This window comes from Arthrobacter sp. CP30 (genome assembly GCF_053470025.1).
This window is the reverse complement of sequence record NZ_JBQEMM010000008.1, coordinates 32,406-47,861: the sequence shown is the minus strand read 5'-3', so window position 1 is coordinate 47,861 and position 15,456 is coordinate 32,406. Positions and strand designations below refer to the sequence as shown.

The window sequence follows — 15,456 nt, the reverse complement described above, 5'->3', positions numbered from 1 at the left end:
GCACGCATGAGCTCTCCCGCGCCCCGTGCCGCACTCGCCGACGGACGAATGATCGACCGGGTGGGGTACGGCGTGTACAAGGTGCCGCCCGAGGACACAGCGCGCCTCTGCTCCACGGCGCTCGACGCCGGCTACCGACTCCTCGACACCGCGTCGCTGTACGGCAACGAGTCCGGCGTGGGATCGGCGGTCCGTGAGTACCTCGGATCGGGTGACCGGGACGAACTCTTCATCACCTCGAAGGTGTGGAACGACGACCACGGCTTCGATGCGACGCTCCGGGCCTTCGACACGAGCATGGACCTCCTCGGACTCGACCGGCTGGACCTCTACCTCATCCACTGGCCCTGCCCCTCCAAGGACCTGTACGTGGAGACCTGGCGCGCCCTCGAGCGGCTCCAGGGCGACGGCCGGGTGCGCTCGATCGGCGTCTCCAATTTCCAGCGGACCCACCTCGAACGGCTGATCAACGAGACCGACGTGATCCCGGTCCTCAACCAGGTGGAGCTGCACCCCTACCTGCAGCAGCGGGAGCTGCGCGCCTTCCACGCCGAGCACGGCATCGCCACCCAGGCGTGGAGTCCCTTGGGGCGCGGCAACGTGCTCGACGACGCCGTGATCGTCCGCATCGCGGCTGAACTCGGCCGTACCCCTGCCCAGGTGATCCTCCGCTGGCACCACCAGCAGGACATCCTGACGATCCCGAAGGCCAGTTCGAGGGAACGCATCGCCTCGAACCTCGACATCTTCGGCTTCGAGCTCGACGACGCCCGGATGGCCGCCCTCGACGGGCTGGAGCGTGGCCGGCGCTTCGGGTCACACCCGGACCGGGTGGGCTGATGCGCGACGCCGTCGTCCGCACCATAGGCTGGGAAGGCACGCTGCAACGCATCTGGGACTTCCCTGCCGTCGGGTCCCCGGAACCGGCGGGACCGGCCGGACCGGCCACCCCTGCCGCACTGCCGATCGTCATGGTGCACGGTTTCCGGGGTGACCACCACGGCCTGCTGCGGCTCGTCGAGGAGCTGCCGGGCCACCGGGTCGTCCTGCCGGACCTGCCCGGGTTCGGGCAGGGCCAGGAACTGACGTCCACGCACGACGTCGGCACCTACGCCCGCTTCACCGCCCATGTCGCGCGACTCGTCGGTCCCGGACCGCGCATACTCCTCGGTCACTCCTTCGGGTCCATCGTCGCGGCCGAGGCGGTGGCCTCGGACCCGGACCTCGCTGCGGTCCTGGTGCTGGTCAATCCGATCAGTACCCCTGCCCTCGAGGGACCCAGCCGCGCGGCGTCGCGGGTCGCGGAGGGCTATTACGTGGCTGCCGACCGGCTGCCCGAAGCCGCGGGACGCGCACTGCTCGCCAGCCCGGTGATCGTGCGCGGCATGAGCGCCTTCATGGCGAAGACGAAGGACCGGACGCTGCGCCGCTGGATCCACGGGCAGCACGACGCCTGGTTCAGCTCCTTCGCCAGCCGGCGCGTGGTCCTCGAGGCCTTCCAGGCGTCGATCTCCGGCACGGTGCGCGACCGCGCACAGGACATCGACGTTCCGGTGCTGCTCATCGCCGCCGAGCAGGACGACATCGGGTCGGTCGCGAGCCAGCGGGACCTCGCCGCGCTCTTCCCTGCCGCGACCCTCCGGGTCATCCCCGACGTCGGACACCTCGTCCACTACGAGAAGCCGCGCGAGGCGGCGCAGCTCATCGAGACCTTCCTGGAGGCCCTGCCCGCATGAGGATCCTGTTCGACGCCCGCTTCACGCGGACCGACCACCACGACGGCATCAGCCGGTACGGGGCGAGCCTCATCGAGGCCCTCGCTCGGACGGACGATGTCGTCATGCTGATCAGCGACCCACGGCAGCTCGCCCTCCTCCCGGACGTACCGCACGTGCGGATCAGCAGCCCGCTCTCCCCCGCCGAGCTGTTCGTGGCGCGGCGCATCAACGCCCTGCGACCCGACGTCGTCGTCTGCCCCATGCAGACCATGGGCTCCTGGGGGCGCCGCTATCCGCTGGTGCTCACCCTGCACGACCTCATCTACTACGAGAACCCGACGCCCCCCTCCTTCCTGCCGCTACCGGTGCGCCTCCTGTGGCGGCTCTACCACCGCGCGTACTGGCCCCAGCGGCTGCTGCTGGACCGTGCCGACGTCGTCGCCACGATCTCCCGCACCACCGCCGGGCTCATCGCCGCGCACCGCCTCACCCGGCGGCCCGTCATGCTCGTCGGCAACGCCCCGCAGCCGACCGGACGACGCCGCGATCCCGAGGCTCCCCGCTCACCGTCGCTGCTCTACATGGGCTCGTTCATGCCGTACAAGAATGTCGAGACGCTCGTCCGCTCGATGTCCGGGCTCCCCGGACATGTGCTCCACCTCCTGAGCCGCATCACCCCGGAACGGCAGGCCGAACTGGAAGTACTGCGGGCGCCGGCAGGCAGAGTCGTCTTCCACGGCGGGGTCACGGACACCGAGTACGAGGACCTGCTGGACGACGCCACCGCGCTGGTCACCCTGTCCCGGGCCGAGGGATACGGCCTGCCGATCATCGAGGCGATGGCGACCGGCACGCCCGTGATCGCCAGCGACATCCCGATCTTCCGGGAGGTGGGCGGGAACGCGGCCCTGTTCGTCGACCCGGCTGATCCGCAGGCCGTGGCGGACGCGGTCCGTCAGCTCGACCATCCCGGCCGCTGGGCGGAGGCGTCACGGCTGGGCCTCGAGCGGGCCGCCATGTACTCGTGGTCGGCGTCCGCCAGTCAGCTGCGCGACGCCTGCCGCCGCGCCATCGAGGAGCACGGACGGCGGAGACCGGGTTCGCGGAGGCGGGCCGGACGAGGCCCATCGCGATGACCGCGTCGCGCCGGGGCCGACGCAGGGCGCGCGCATGACGGACCTGCAGTGCGCTGCCGTCGTCGTCCTGCTCGGGATCGGCGCCCCGCTACCGGCCTGGCTCGGCCGACTCAAGATCGCCGAGACCGTCGACGCCCCGGCGCAGGCGGATGTCTGTGCCCTCGTCGACGACGCCGCCGATCGTTTCCGGGGCGAGACCCTCGTCCTTGCGGCCCCGGCGCCCGCCCTGGTGGCGGCTCTCCGCGCCCACGGCATCAGCGGCGCACCGCCGGTCATCGTCGGGGTCGACTCCGAGGGGTGGACGGTGCGCTCGCCGTGACGGGCGGTGTCCCCGATCGGACCTGACACCTCGGGCGCACCCGGAGCCGGTCTCGGAGGCCGATGACCGCGCGCGGCAGGACGCGCTCAGAGCACGTCCAGCGCGTCGAGCCGGACGTGCACGGGATCACCCGTCCGCTTGGCGGAGAGCGCCGCGCGGCGGGCACGCAGCTGCCGGGTGATCCCGGCCGCAGCCCGGTAGGGGAAGAACAGCAGCACACGGTGGCTCCCCTGCCCGGCCAGCACCTCCGTCGAGGGCGCACCCTTGCCCGCACCGCGCAGCGCTCCGGCGGCACGCGCGATGAGGACGGCCTCTCGGCGGATGTCGGGCGGGATGGGGGCCGGCCCCACCACGCGGGCGGCTCCCTCGAGCTCCAGATCCTCGAGGAAGTGGGTGAGGGCCTCGCGGGTGCCGGTCAGCACGGCGTAGCGCACCGCGGGCGGGAGGCCCAGCTCGCGGCGCTCGGCCAGTTCGCGTGACGCGGCGCCCGCGGGATCCCAGCGGACCAGGTGACCCACGGCGACGTCGTCGTCCCCCGTGATCACCACGGTGCCTCCGGCCGACGACGGCCGCGCGAGCGCCGCCGCGGAGAACCAGCGTCTCAGCGCGTCCTCGCCCGCACGCAGCGACTCCCTGCTGAGCAGGGCGTTGCCGTCGAGCAGGATGACCGCCGTGTACCCGCCCGCGGCCACCGGCTCGGCACCCGGTGTCGCGACGACGACGGCGGGAGAATCCCGGACGGTGTCGATGATGTGATCGCCCGCCGAGGAGATCACCGGGACGCCGGGGAAGGCCCGGCCCAGTTCTTCGGCGGTCCTCGTGGCACCCGCCACGGTCGCCCGGACGCGCGTGCCGCCGCACTCGGCGCAGACCCAGTGGTTGTCGGGCCGGCCGCACCAGCGGCAGGACAGCGGGGCGTTGCGGCTGCCCTGCGCGAGCGGCCCGGAGCAGGAGGAACACCGAGCGGGGTGCCGGCAGCGATCACACGCCAGCGCCGGCGAGAACCCCGTCCGGGCCACCTGCAGGAGCACCGGCCCGCGGGTGAGTCCGGCCTGCGCAGCGGCCCACGCAGCATGCGGGATGCGGGCCTGCGCCGCATGCGGGTCCCGCTCCATCTGGAAGGCGTCCGCGGCGTGCACCACGCGCGGGGTCGCCCGCCGTACCTCCGCCCGGTCCGCCTGGATGGCACGCGCCCAGCCTGTGTCGACGAGGCGCTGCGCCTCGGTGGAGCGGGCGAAGGAGGACAGCAGCATGCCCGCACCCTCCTGCTCCGCACGGAGCAGGAGGACGTCCCGGACGTGCTGGTAGGGCGCGCGTTGCTCGACGTGCTGGTCGTCGCCGTCGTCCCACAGGCAGACGAGGCCGAGGTCCGCCACGGGGGCGTAGGCCGCCGAGCGTGTCCCGACGGCCACACGGGCGGACCCGTGGAGCAGGCGCAGGAAGTTCCGGTAGCGCGGCGTCGCTCCGTCCTCACCCGTGAGCCGTGCGACGGTCCCGGCCCCGAGCCTCGCCGCGAGCGAGGCCTCGACACGGGCGAGGTCCCGCTGGTCGGGCACGACGACGAGGGCTCCCCGCCCCGAGGCGACCGTCGCCGCGACCGCATCGGTCAGTTCCTCCGTCCAGGCTCGCGGCCCGAACCCGCCGAGGCTGCTGAGGACGGCACGGGGCGCCTCGCCGGCCTCGAGGTGCTGGAGGAAGGCCACGCCGTTGGTGTACCGCCCGAAGGCGCCGGAGCTGCTGACGCTGCCCGGGCTGTCCGATGCGGGGGCGACGCCGGAGGACGACGCCGGTGCGTGCCCCGTCCCCGATCCTGCGGCCGGCAGGAACTCCGCCTCGACGCGCGCCATGCGCGGCGGGATCGCGGACCGCAGGACGTCGCTCACCGTGCCCACGGAGCGTGCGGCGACCGACGTTGCGAGAGCCAGGACGTCGGGGGTCAGGACCTGCAGCGGGGAGACGACCTTCCCGAGCGGCAGCAGGGTCGCGGTCGTGCTGGACCGAGCGACGCGTTCGGCAAGGAAACCGGCGTGCTCGCGCCCGGCGAAGCGCACCTTCACCCTGACGCCCGGCTGGGCGTCGACGTCCATCGCCGCCGGCACCGCGTAGTCGAAGTACCGGTCGAGGTGGGGCAGCTGCGCGTCGAGCACCACGCGCGCGATCGGCAGGGTGGCGGCCCGTTCGGGATCCGCCATCGGGAGGTTCGCGGCCCCGAAGCCGTGCAGGAGGGAGAGTTGTCCCCCGCTCTCACCGTCGCGCCGGGACGGCCCGGCGGTGCGGCTCTCGTTGTCGGTCATGGTGTCGGCCGTCCGCCTCGGCGGCCCGTCCCGTCCCTCCGCGTCAGGCGTTGAAGTAGCTCCGCAACTTCTCCACGCGATCGGTGCGCTCCCAGGTGAAGTCCTCGTCCTCGCGTCCGAAGTGCCCGTGGGCCGCGGTGCGCTGGTAGATGGGACGCTTCAGGTCGAGCGCGTTGATGATGCCGAGGGGCCGGAGGTCGAAGATCTCCCGGATGGCGTCACCGATGGCCTGGGGATCGACGGTCTCGGTGCCGAAGGTCTCGACGTAGATGCCGACGGGCTGGGCCATGCCGATCGCGTAGGCGATCTGGATCTCCGCGCGGCGCGCGAGCCCGGCGGCGACGACGTTCTTCGCGACCCAGCGCATGGCGTAGGCGGCCGAACGGTCCACCTTCGAGGGATCCTTGCCGCTGAAGGCGCCACCACCGTGGCGGGCCATCCCGCCGTAGGTGTCGACGATGATCTTCCGGCCCGTCAGGCCTGCGTCCCCCACGGGACCGCCGATGACGAAGGCCCCGCCGGGATTCAGGATGTGCCGGACCGAGGAGGTGTCGAGCTCCGATTCGGCGAGCACGGGCCCGATCACGTGTTCGGCGAGATCGGCGCGCAGCTCGTCGAGGGAGACCTCGGCCGAGTGCTGCGAGGAGATGACGACGGAGTCGATGGAGACGGGGCGATCGCCGTCGTACCCGATGGTGACCTGCGTCTTGCCGTCCGGACGGAGGTACGGGAGCGTCCCGTCCTTGCGCACGTGCGTGAGGCGTTCGGAGAGTCGGTGCGAGAGCCAGATGGGCGTCGGCATCAGGACGGCCGTCTCGTCGCTGGCATAGCCGAACATGATCCCCTGGTCGCCGGCTCCCTGCGCGTCGTAGGGGTCGACCCCGGTGCCCTCGCGGGTCTCGAGGGAGGTGAAGACGCCGGACGCGATCTCCGCACTCTGCTGGCCGATGGACACGGAGACACCGCAGCGTGCGCCGTCGAACCCGTTGGCGGAGGAGTCGTAGCCGATTCCCAGAATGGTCTTCCGGACGATCTCGGGGATCTCCACGTACGCCTCGGTGGTGACCTCGCCCGCGACGTGCACGAGGCCGGTCGTGACGAGCGTCTCGACGGCCACCCGGGAATCGGGATCCTGCGTCAGCAGGCCGTCGAGGATGGCGTCACTGATCTGGTCGCAGATCTTGTCCGGATGGCCCTCGGTGACCGATTCCGAGGTGAACAGGCGCAGGGGGGAATCGGTGCTGGGTGAATTCACGTGCTCACTCTACTTGGTCGGAGGGACGATCCTGCCCGGGCGGCGAGCCACGTGACGGGACGGGACGGACGACGGCGTCAGCGGACGAGCAGGCGGGCGGCGTGGTCGATCACAGCGTCCGCGACCGTCCGCTTGGACCCGCGTACCGGACCTGATTCGGTGCCGTCCGCGTCCAGGATGGTGACCTCGTTGGCGTCCTGGCCGAAGACGAGGCCGGAGCCGACGACATTGAGGACGAGGAAGTCGCAGCCCTTCCGGGCGAGCTTCGCCCGGGCGTGGGTGATCGGGTCCGCTGCTGCGTCCCCGGTCTCCGCCGCGAATCCGGCGATGACGAGGGGCTCCGCCAGCGACGAGCGGGCGATCACCGCCTCACGGAGGACATCGGGGTTCCGGACGAGCGTGATGACGGGATCGGCGCCGTCGTCGGTCTTCTTGATCTTCGTGGCCATGACCTCTGCCGGTCGGAAATCGGCCACCGCGGCGGCCATCACCAGGACGTCGGTGGTCGGCAGGAGGCCGAGGACGGCGTCGCGGAGCTCCAGCGCGGACTCGACCCGGACGACGTCGCAGCCCGACGGCGGAGCCACCTCGGCATGGGCGAGGACCAGGGTCACGTGGGCCCCCTGCGCCAGCGCCGCCTCGGCGAGGGCCATCCCCTGCTTGCCCGAGGACCTGTTGCCGAGGAACCGCACGGGGTCCAGCGCCTCGCGCGTGCCGCCGGCCGTGATGGTCACCCGTTTGCCCGCGAGGGCTCCGGATCCCGCGGCACCCGTGGCCGCGATGGCCGCCGCGAAGATGTCGGCGGGCTCGGGGAGCCGGCCCGGTCCCGAGTCGGAGCCGGTCAGCCTCCCGGACGCCGGCTCGATGACCGTCACGCCGCGTGAGCGGAGGGTCTCGACGTTGGCGCGGGTCGCGGCGTGCTGCCACATCTCGGTGTGCATCGCCGGGGCCATCACGACCGGGCCGTGCGCCATCAGGAGGGTCCCGGTCAGGAGATCGTTCGCGAGCCCCGCGGCGGCACGCGCCAGGACGTCCGCGGTGGCGGGCGCGACGACGATCAGGTCCGCCTCGTGGCCCAGGCGCACGTGGTTCACCTTGTCGACGTCGTCCCAGACGCTGTTGCTGACGGGGTGGCCGGACAGCGCCTCCCAGGTGGCCGTCCCCACGAAGCGGGTCGCAGCATCCGTGGGGATGACCGTGACGTCGTGGCCGGACTCCGTGAAAAGACGGAGGAGGGATGCAGCCTTGTAGGCTGCGATCCCTCCTCCGACACCCAGTACTATGCGCACCGCTCGGCGGTTACTCGGACTGTTCCATGGGCGAGGACACGAGCATGCCCTCGTTGATCTCGCGCAGCGCGATGGACAGCGGCTTCTCGTTCAGCTTGGTGTCGACGAGGGGGCCGACGTACTCGAACAGGCCCTCGTGGAGCTGCGAGTAGTACGCGTTGATCTGGCGGGCGCGCTTGGCACCGTAGATCACGAGGGCGTACTTCGAGTCCGAGGCCTCCAGCAGAGAATCGATCGGCGGGTTGATGATGCCTTCGGGCTGAGTTGACACAGAATCTCCAAATATTAGGCGGGACGGCGGGTGCAGGGCGTTGTCAGCGCTGCAGCGGAAGCAGTCCCATCAGTGATACGAGCTCGTCTGCCGCATGCTCCACGGAGTCGTTGACGACGGTGTGGTTGAATTCCGGCTCGGCAGCAAGTTCCAGTTTAGCCGTTTCCAGCCGCTGCTGCTGTTCCTCGGGTGTTTCCGTGCCGCGGCCGACCAGTCGGCGCACCATCTCCTCCCAGCTGGGCGGGGCGAGGAACACGAAAGTGGCGTCCGGCATGCTCTCCTTGACCTGCCGCGCACCCTGTAGGTCGATCTCCAGGAGCACCCGTCGCCCCTCGTCCATGGCGGCCTGCACGGTCCTCCTGAGGGTCCCGTAGCGGTTGCGGCCGTGGACCACGGCCCACTCCAGGAGCTGGCCCTCGTCGACGAGCTGGTCGAACTCCTCGGACGAGAGGAAGAAGTAGTGCACACCGTCCACCTCACCGGGGCGGGGCGGGCGCGTGGTGGCCGAGACGGACAGCCACACCTCGGGATAGTTGTCACGGATGTACGTGGAGACCGTTCCCTTGCCGACCGCCGTCGGACCGGCGAGGACTGTCAACCGGGGTTGTGACACTGGGGTTCCTTACTTACCGGCCGGGCCGGTGTGATGTTGTTCGAGGTGAGAGACCAGGGCCTTGCGCTGGTGGATGCCGAGGCCGCGGACGCGCCGCGTGCCCGCGATGCCGACCTCCGCCATGATCGCGACCGCCCGGACGTCTCCGACGCCGGGCAGTGCCTTGAGGAGGTCGAGGACCTTCAGGCGGCCCACGGCGTCGTCGCCGTCGCGGTTCTCGATCACGTCCGCAACAGAGAGCTTACCGGTCTTCAGCCGGGACTTGATGTCCGCCCGCACCGCCCGCGCAGCCGTCGCCTTCTCACGCGCCCGGGTTCGTTCGTCATCCGTCAATGGCTTCAGGCTCACTCATGCTCCCTGCGCTGGACGGCACCACGGAGGGCGGCGGCTGCTCGTCGATTGGATCGGTCACGTTCCGGGGTCGGACTGGAACCGAACCTACCGGGCGCACACCCCTGAAATCAATGCTGCCCCTGCTTCACGCGAGCTCGTCGCGTGTCCGTTCGGCGGCTGCCCGCAACCGCGCCCCGTCCGGCCCCGCAGCGAGGATGGCACGGCTCGACGTCGGGAGCACGAGCGGCAGCGCGCCGCCGAACGCGGCGCGGAGCTCGCGCGTCCCCGCCCCCTGCGCGCCCACTCCCGGGGCGAGGATCGGGCCGTTCAACCGTGCCAGGTCGAGGCCGAGCCGCTCGGCGGCGTCACCGATCGTCGCTCCGACGACGAGCCCGACATGGCCCGGTCGGCCCGCGCCGTCCTGGTCCGCGTTCTCGCCGGCTGCGGCAAGCGCTATCGAGCGGGCGACGGAGGCGTCCCCGCCGACGTGCTGCACCGAGCGGCCCTCGGGATTGGATGTGAGGGCGAGGACGAAGACCCCCCGCCCCGTGGACCGAGCGAGGTCGAGCGCCGGCCGCAGCGATTCGAAGCCGAGGTACGGATTGAGGGTCACTGCGTCCGCCGCCAGCGGGCTGCCCTCCCCCAGCCACGCCTCGGCGTACGCCTGCATGGTGGAGCCGATGTCGCCGCGCTTGGCGTCCGCGATGGTCAGGGCACCGGCGTCGGCCGCACGGGCCAGCAGCGTCTCGAGGACGGCGAGCCCGCGTGAGCCGTGCCGCTCGTACAGGGCGACCTGCGGCTTGAGGGCCACCGACACCGGCCCCACGGCGTCGAGCACCGCGAGGGAGAACCGCTCCAGGCCCTCGGGTGAGTCCGGGAGGCCCCACGCAGCGAGGAGCGCCGGATGGGGATCGATGCCGACGCACAGGCTGCCCTTGCCGCTCCGGGCCGCCGCGAGGCGCTCCCCGAAGGAAGCGCGGGAGGTGCTGGATGCCCGGGGTGCGGCGGCAGGGACCTCAGGACGCATCGCGTGCCTCGGTGGACGCGCGCAGGTTCGCGGCGTGCTCCTGCAGGCTCGTGACCGACCACTCGTAGGACCGCATGGCCTCGATGGCCTGCACGGCGGCGCCGACCTCGGGGATCGTCGTGATGACCGGCAGGCCGTAGGAGGTCGCAGCGGCCCTGATCTCGTAGCCGTCACCGCGGGCCTGTCCACCGGAGGGCGTGTTGATGATCATGTCGATCCCGCCCTCGGTGATGAGGTCCACCACCGTGCCCTGCCCCTCGCCGGCTCCCTCGGCCACCTTGCGGACCGTCGTGGCGTGGATGCCGTTGCGGCGCAGCACGTCGGCGGTGCCGCCCGTGGAGACGATCTCGAAGCCGAGGTCCACGAGCCGCTTGACCGGCATGATGATGGACCGCTTGTCCCGGTTCGCCACCGAGACGAAGACCTTGCCCTCGACCGGCAGGGCTGCATTCGCCGCGGCCTGGCTCTTGGCGAAGGCGGTGTCGAAGTACTTGTCGATCCCCATGACCTCGCCGGTGGAACGCATCTCGGGGCCGAGCAGCGAGTCGACGACGGTGCCCTCCGGCGTCCGGAAGCGGCTGAACGGCAGCACGGCCTCCTTGACCGAGACCGGGGCGTCCAGGGGCAGGGAGCCCCCGTCCCCCTGTGCGGGCAGGAACCCCCGCGTGCGGAGCTCGGCGACGGTGACACCGGTGCCGATCAGGGCGGCGCCCTTGGCCAGCTGCACCCCCGTGGCCTTCGACACGAACGGCACGGTACGGGACGCCCGCGGGTTGGCCTCGAGGACGTAGAGGACGTCGGAGGCGAGGGCGAACTGGATGTTGATCAGTCCGCGGACCCCGACCCCCTGCGCGATCGCCAGCGTGGCCTCACGGACCCGCTGGAGGACGTCGGCGCCGAGGGTGATGGGGGGCAGGACGCACGCGGAGTCGCCGGAGTGGATGCCGGCCTCCTCGATGTGCTCCATGATGCCGCCGAGGTACATCTCGGTGCCGTCGTACAGCGCGTCGACGTCGATCTCGATGGCGTCCTCGAGGAAACGGTCGATCAGCACGGGGTGCGCCTCGGTGATCTCCGTGGCGTTGGCGATGTAGCGGGAGAGGTTGGGCTCGTCGTAGACGATCTCCATGCCGCGCCCGCCGAGGACGTAGGACGGACGCACGAGCACGGGGTAGCCGATGTCGTCGGCGATCCGCTTCGCGTCCTCGAAGGACACCGCGGTACCGTTCTTCGGCGCGATCAGCCCGCCGGCGTCGAGCACCCGGCTGAAGGCCCCGCGGTGTTCGGCGAGGTCGATGGCCTCCGGTGACGTGCCGAGGATCGGGATGCCGGCGTCGGCCAGTTCCTGCGCGAGCTTCAGCGGGGTCTGGCCGCCGAGCTGGACGAAGACGCCGAGCACGCCTCCCGTGCGCTCCTCGGCGGCGATGACCTCGAGGACGTCCTCGAGGGTCAGCGGCTCGAAGTAGAGGCGCGTGGAGATGTCGTAGTCCGTGGACACCGTCTCCGGGTTGCAGTTGACCATGACGGTCTCGTAGCCGGCCTCGCGGAGCGCCATGGTGGCGTGGACGCAGGAGTAGTCGAACTCGATGCCCTGGCCGATCCGGTTGGGACCGGACCCCAGGATGATGATGGACGGCTTCTCGTGCTGGGCCACCTCGTCCTCCTCGTCGTAGGAGGAGTAGTGGTACGGGGTGTAGGCCGCGAACTCGGCGGCGCACGTGTCCACGGTCTTGAACACGGGACGGATCCCCAGCGCGTGGCGCACGCCGCGGACGACGGCGTCGGGGGTGTGCGTGAGGGCGCCGATCTGCTCGTCGGAGAAGCCGTGGCGCTTGGCCAGGCGCAGCACGTCCTCGGAGAGGTTGGGGGCGGTGCGGACCTCCTCGGCGACCTCGTTGAGCAGCACGAGCTGGTCGAGGAACCAGGGGTCGATCCCCGTCGCCTCGTATAGGCGCTCCACGCTCGCACCTCCCAGCAGCGCGCGCTGCACCTGCGAAAGGCGCTCGGTGGTGGGGCGCTTCGCGGCTTCGACGAGGGCGTCGACCTCCTCGGGCGCCACGGCAGCGTAGGACAGCTGGGAGCCCTTCTGCTCGAGCGAGCGGAGCGCCTTCTGCAGGGCCTCGGTGAAGTTGCGGCCCATCGCCATGGCCTCGCCGACCGACTTCATGGTGGTGGTCAGCGTGGGGTCCGCCGCCGGGAACTTCTCGAATGCGAAGCGCGGGACCTTGACCACCACGTAGTCCAGCGTGGGCTCGAAGGACGCCGGGGTCTTCAGCGTGATGTCGTTCGGGATCTCGTCGAGCGTGTAGCCGAGGGACAGCTTCGTGGCGATCTTGGCGATCGCGAAGCCCGTGGCCTTCGATGCGAGGGCCGAGGACCGGGACACGCGGGGGTTCATCTCGATGACGACGACGCGACCGGTGTCCGGCTCGACGGCGAACTGGATGTTGCAGCCACCGGTGTCCACGCCGACCTCGCGGATGACGGCGATGGAGATGTCGCGCAGGCGCTGGTACTCGCGGTCGGTGAGCGTCAGCGCGGGGGCCACGGTGATGGAGTCACCGGTGTGCACGCCCACGGGGTCGAAGTTCTCGATGGAGCAGACGACCACGACGTTGTCGTTCCTGTCCCGCATCATCTCGAGCTCGTACTCCTTCCATCCGAGGATGCTCTCCTCGAGGAGGACCTCGCTCGTGGGGCTGTACTGCAGGCCCTGGCCGACGATCCGGCGCAGGTCCTGCTCGGTGTAGGCGAGCCCGGACCCGAGGCCGCCCATGGTGAAGGAGGGCCGGACGACCATCGGGTAGCCGAGGTCGTCGGCGGCGACGAGCGCCTCGTCGATCGAGTGGATGATCGCCGACCGCGCCGACTCCGCACCGCAGCGCTCGACGACGCCCTTGAACTTCTCGCGGTCCTCGCCGAGTTCGATGGCGGCGATGTTCGCTCCGATCAGCTCGACGCCGAACTTCTCCAGCACCCCGTTCTTGTCGAGGGCGATCGCCGTGTTCAGGGCCGTCTGCCCGCCGAGGGTGGGCAGGAGGGCGTCCGGGCGCTCCTTCTCGATGATCTTCGCGACCACGTCGGGCGTGATCGGCTCGACGTAGGTGGCGTCGGCGAACTCGGGGTCCGTCATGATCGTCGCGGGGTTCGAGTTGACGAGGATGACGCGCAGGCCCTCCTCGCGCAGGACGCGCAGGGCCTGGGTGCCCGAGTAGTCGAATTCGGCGGCCTGCCCGATGACGATCGGGCCGGAGCCGATGACCAGGACGCTCTTGAGGTCGGTTCTGCGGGGCATCAGTTCTCTTCCTGCGTGGTGCTGGTCTGTTCTGCGTGGCTGTGCCGGGACTGGTTACCCGTCACCTTCGAACCGTGGGTGCCGAGTTCGGCGGCGGCTGCCTCAGCCAGTGCCCCGGCTTCGGAGCCGGCATCGAGTGCCGAGGCCAGGACGGCGTTCCCCGAGCCGGGCGCGGCCTTCTCGGCCTGCATGAGGTCGATGAACCGGTCGAAGAGGTAGGCGGAGTCATGGGGACCCGCTGCCGCCTCCGGGTGGTACTGCACCGAGAAGGCAGGCAGGTCCAGGCACGCGAGGCCCTCGACGACGTCGTCGTTCAGGCTGACGTGGCTGACCTCGACGCGGCCGTAGCGTCCGGCGGGAGCCTCGACGGGGCCGTCGAGGGGAGCGTCGACGGCGAACCCGTGGTTCTGCGACGTGATCTCGACCTTTCCGGTGCGGCGGTCGAGGACCGGCTGGTTGATGCCGCGGTGGCCGTAGCGGAGCTTGTAGGTCCCGAAGCCGAGGGCGCGCCCGAGGATCTGGTTGCCGAAGCAGATGCCGAAGAACGGCATGCGGGCGTCGAGCACACGGCGGAGCAGCTCCACCTGCGCGTCCGCGGTGGCGGGGTCGCCGGGTCCGTTGGACATGAACACGCCATCGGGCTGCGCAGCGACGACGTCCTCGAAGGTGGCGGCAGCGGGCAGGACGACGGTCCGCACACCGCGCTGGGCAAAGTGCTTCGGTGTCATGGCCTTGATGCCGAGGTCGAGCGCCGCGATGGTCGCGAGGGTTTCCCCGGTCCACCCGTGCTCGGCGGGCTCCACGACGTACGCCTCGTCGATGCTGACCTCCTCGGCGAGCCGGGCGCCCGTCATGGACGGCTGCGCGAGGACCTTCTCGACGAGTTGCGCCTCCGTCAGCCCGGCCTCGGAGCCGGAGAAGATCCCGGCGCGCATGGCGCCGCGCTCGCGCAGGTGGCGTGTGACGGCGCGCGTGTCCACGCCCTCGATCCCGACGACGCCCTGCTCGCGCAGCTGGTCGTCGAGGCTCTGCTCGGAGCGCCAGTTCGACGGGCGGCGGGCGGCGTCACGGATGATGTATCCGGCCACCCAGATGCGGCGGGACTCGGCGTCGTCCGCGTTCACGCCGGTGTTGCCGATGTGCGGTGCGGTCTGGACGACGAGCTGGCGTGCGTAGGACGGATCGGTGATGGTCTCCTGGTAGCCGGTCATGCCGGTGGCGAAGACCGCCTCGCCGAGCGCGGTGCCTCGGGCGCCGTAGGCGCGGCCGCGGAAGGTCCGGCCGTCCTCGAGGACGAGCACCGCGAGTGCTTTCGCCTGGATCGGTGCCGTCGATGGAGCGTGGCTCACAGCTGTTCCCTGCCTTCGGGGGTCGGTGGAGTTCGGTGGGTCGTGCGGCTGGTCCCGTTCGGGGGCCCAGCGGGGATGAGGGCGGCGACGGCCGCGACGAGCTGGGCCTTGTGGACCGCGTGGCGCGTGCGGAAGCCGGTGTCCACGCGGCGCTGCTCGCCGTCCGGGCCGGTTCCGAGCCGCCAGGTGACGACGACGAGGCCCTCCTTCTCGACGAACTTGCCCGTCATCCCGCCGGCGAGCTGCACGGAGACGAGGTCCTCGCGCGGTACGAAGACGGCGCGGGCCCCGGTACGGGTGAACAGGACGCCGTGGGGGTGGACGGTGGCGACGGCGTTGCCGCGGAGGCCGAGGCCGTGGACGGCGATGCGGTCCAGCCAGTCTCCGGCTGTCGTCGTGGCGACGTACTGGCCGTCGGCCTCGTACAGGACGCGTCCGGGATCGGTGGGCATCTCGGGTGGTGGGGGGACGTCCGACTGGCGTCGGAGCCGGTTCCGCCAGCCGAGGGCCATGAGTGCCACGATGACGACGATGATCGCGACGGTCATCAGGATCCA

At 71.1% G+C, this 15,456-nt stretch carries 14 protein-coding genes; 4 read left to right on the top strand and 10 right to left on the bottom strand.

What is annotated here, in order from left to right; genetic code table 11:
• Nucleotides 1–6: 6 nt before the first annotated feature.
• From ACTIMO_RS11680 to ACTIMO_RS11665, 4 genes are read left to right on the top strand one after another with little or no spacing between them, the layout of a single operon-like run.
• Complete coding sequence (locus ACTIMO_RS11680) at nucleotides 7–840, top strand: aldo/keto reductase (protein ID WP_422389812.1); 834 nt, start codon at nucleotides 7–9, stop codon at nucleotides 838–840.
• Complete coding sequence (locus tag ACTIMO_RS11675; RefSeq protein ID WP_055771273.1) at nucleotides 840–1,736, top strand: alpha/beta fold hydrolase; 897 nt, start codon at nucleotides 840–842, stop codon at nucleotides 1,734–1,736. Before ACTIMO_RS11680 ends, ACTIMO_RS11675 begins: the two co-directional genes overlap by 1 nt.
• Entirely contained in the window at nucleotides 1,733–2,854 is a 1,122-nt protein-coding gene (locus ACTIMO_RS11670) for a glycosyltransferase family 4 protein (protein ID WP_448182514.1), read from the top strand. Before ACTIMO_RS11675 ends, ACTIMO_RS11670 begins: the two co-directional genes overlap by 4 nt.
• A gap of 34 nt (nucleotides 2,855–2,888) precedes the next feature.
• Nucleotides 2,889–3,173 carry a hypothetical protein gene (locus tag ACTIMO_RS11665; protein ID WP_055771281.1) on the top strand — a complete coding sequence of 95 codons (285 nt, stop codon included), beginning with the start codon at nucleotides 2,889–2,891 and terminating at the stop codon, nucleotides 3,171–3,173.
• Nucleotides 3,174–3,259: 86 nt separating this feature from the next.
• Here the strand turns inward: ACTIMO_RS11665 and ACTIMO_RS11660 are convergent, their stop codons facing one another.
• The 10 genes from ACTIMO_RS11660 to ACTIMO_RS11615 form a co-directional block, all read right to left on the bottom strand.
• Nucleotides 3,260–5,467, bottom strand: coding sequence for a primosomal protein N' (locus tag ACTIMO_RS11660; RefSeq protein WP_422389814.1), 2,208 nt, complete (start codon nucleotides 5,465–5,467; stop codon nucleotides 3,260–3,262).
• 43 nt (nucleotides 5,468–5,510) lie between these two features.
• Entirely contained in the window at nucleotides 5,511–6,722 is a 1,212-nt protein-coding gene (gene metK / locus ACTIMO_RS11655) for a methionine adenosyltransferase (protein WP_338403214.1), read from the bottom strand.
• A 77-nt stretch (nucleotides 6,723–6,799) separates the two neighbouring features.
• Entirely contained in the window at nucleotides 6,800–8,011 is a 1,212-nt protein-coding gene (gene coaBC / locus ACTIMO_RS11650) for a bifunctional phosphopantothenoylcysteine decarboxylase/phosphopantothenate--cysteine ligase CoaBC (RefSeq protein WP_448182513.1), read from the bottom strand.
• Nucleotides 8,012–8,021: 10 nt separating this feature from the next.
• Nucleotides 8,022–8,282 (bottom strand): DNA-directed RNA polymerase subunit omega, encoded by a 261-nt coding sequence (gene rpoZ, locus ACTIMO_RS11645; protein ID WP_055771293.1) that lies wholly within the window; start codon nucleotides 8,280–8,282, stop codon nucleotides 8,022–8,024.
• Between the two features lie 43 nt (nucleotides 8,283–8,325).
• Entirely contained in the window at nucleotides 8,326–8,895 is a 570-nt protein-coding gene (gmk, locus tag ACTIMO_RS11640) for a guanylate kinase (protein ID WP_448182512.1), read from the bottom strand.
• A gap of 9 nt (nucleotides 8,896–8,904) precedes the next feature.
• The gene (gene mihF, locus ACTIMO_RS11635) at nucleotides 8,905–9,243 is read right to left on the bottom strand and encodes an integration host factor, actinobacterial type (protein ID WP_055771299.1); all 339 of its coding nucleotides are present in this window, start codon (nucleotides 9,241–9,243) and stop codon (nucleotides 8,905–8,907) included.
• 130 nt (nucleotides 9,244–9,373) lie between these two features.
• Nucleotides 9,374–10,255 carry an orotidine-5'-phosphate decarboxylase gene (pyrF, locus tag ACTIMO_RS11630; RefSeq protein WP_055771302.1) on the bottom strand — a complete coding sequence of 294 codons (882 nt, stop codon included), beginning with the start codon at nucleotides 10,253–10,255 and terminating at the stop codon, nucleotides 9,374–9,376.
• Nucleotides 10,245–13,550, bottom strand: a complete 3,306-nt coding sequence (gene carB / locus ACTIMO_RS11625; protein ID WP_055771305.1) for a carbamoyl-phosphate synthase large subunit — start codon at nucleotides 13,548–13,550, stop codon at nucleotides 10,245–10,247. Before carB ends, pyrF begins: the two co-directional genes overlap by 11 nt.
• On the bottom strand, nucleotides 13,550–14,899 hold the full coding sequence (gene carA / locus ACTIMO_RS11620; RefSeq protein ID WP_448182511.1) for a glutamine-hydrolyzing carbamoyl-phosphate synthase small subunit: 1,350 nt from the start codon (nucleotides 14,897–14,899) through the stop codon (nucleotides 13,550–13,552). Before carA ends, carB begins: the two co-directional genes overlap by 1 nt.
• Entirely contained in the window at nucleotides 14,896–15,447 is a 552-nt protein-coding gene (locus tag ACTIMO_RS11615) for a PH-like domain-containing protein (RefSeq protein WP_448182510.1), read from the bottom strand. Before ACTIMO_RS11615 ends, carA begins: the two co-directional genes overlap by 4 nt.
• Between the last annotated feature and the right edge of the window lie 9 nt (nucleotides 15,448–15,456).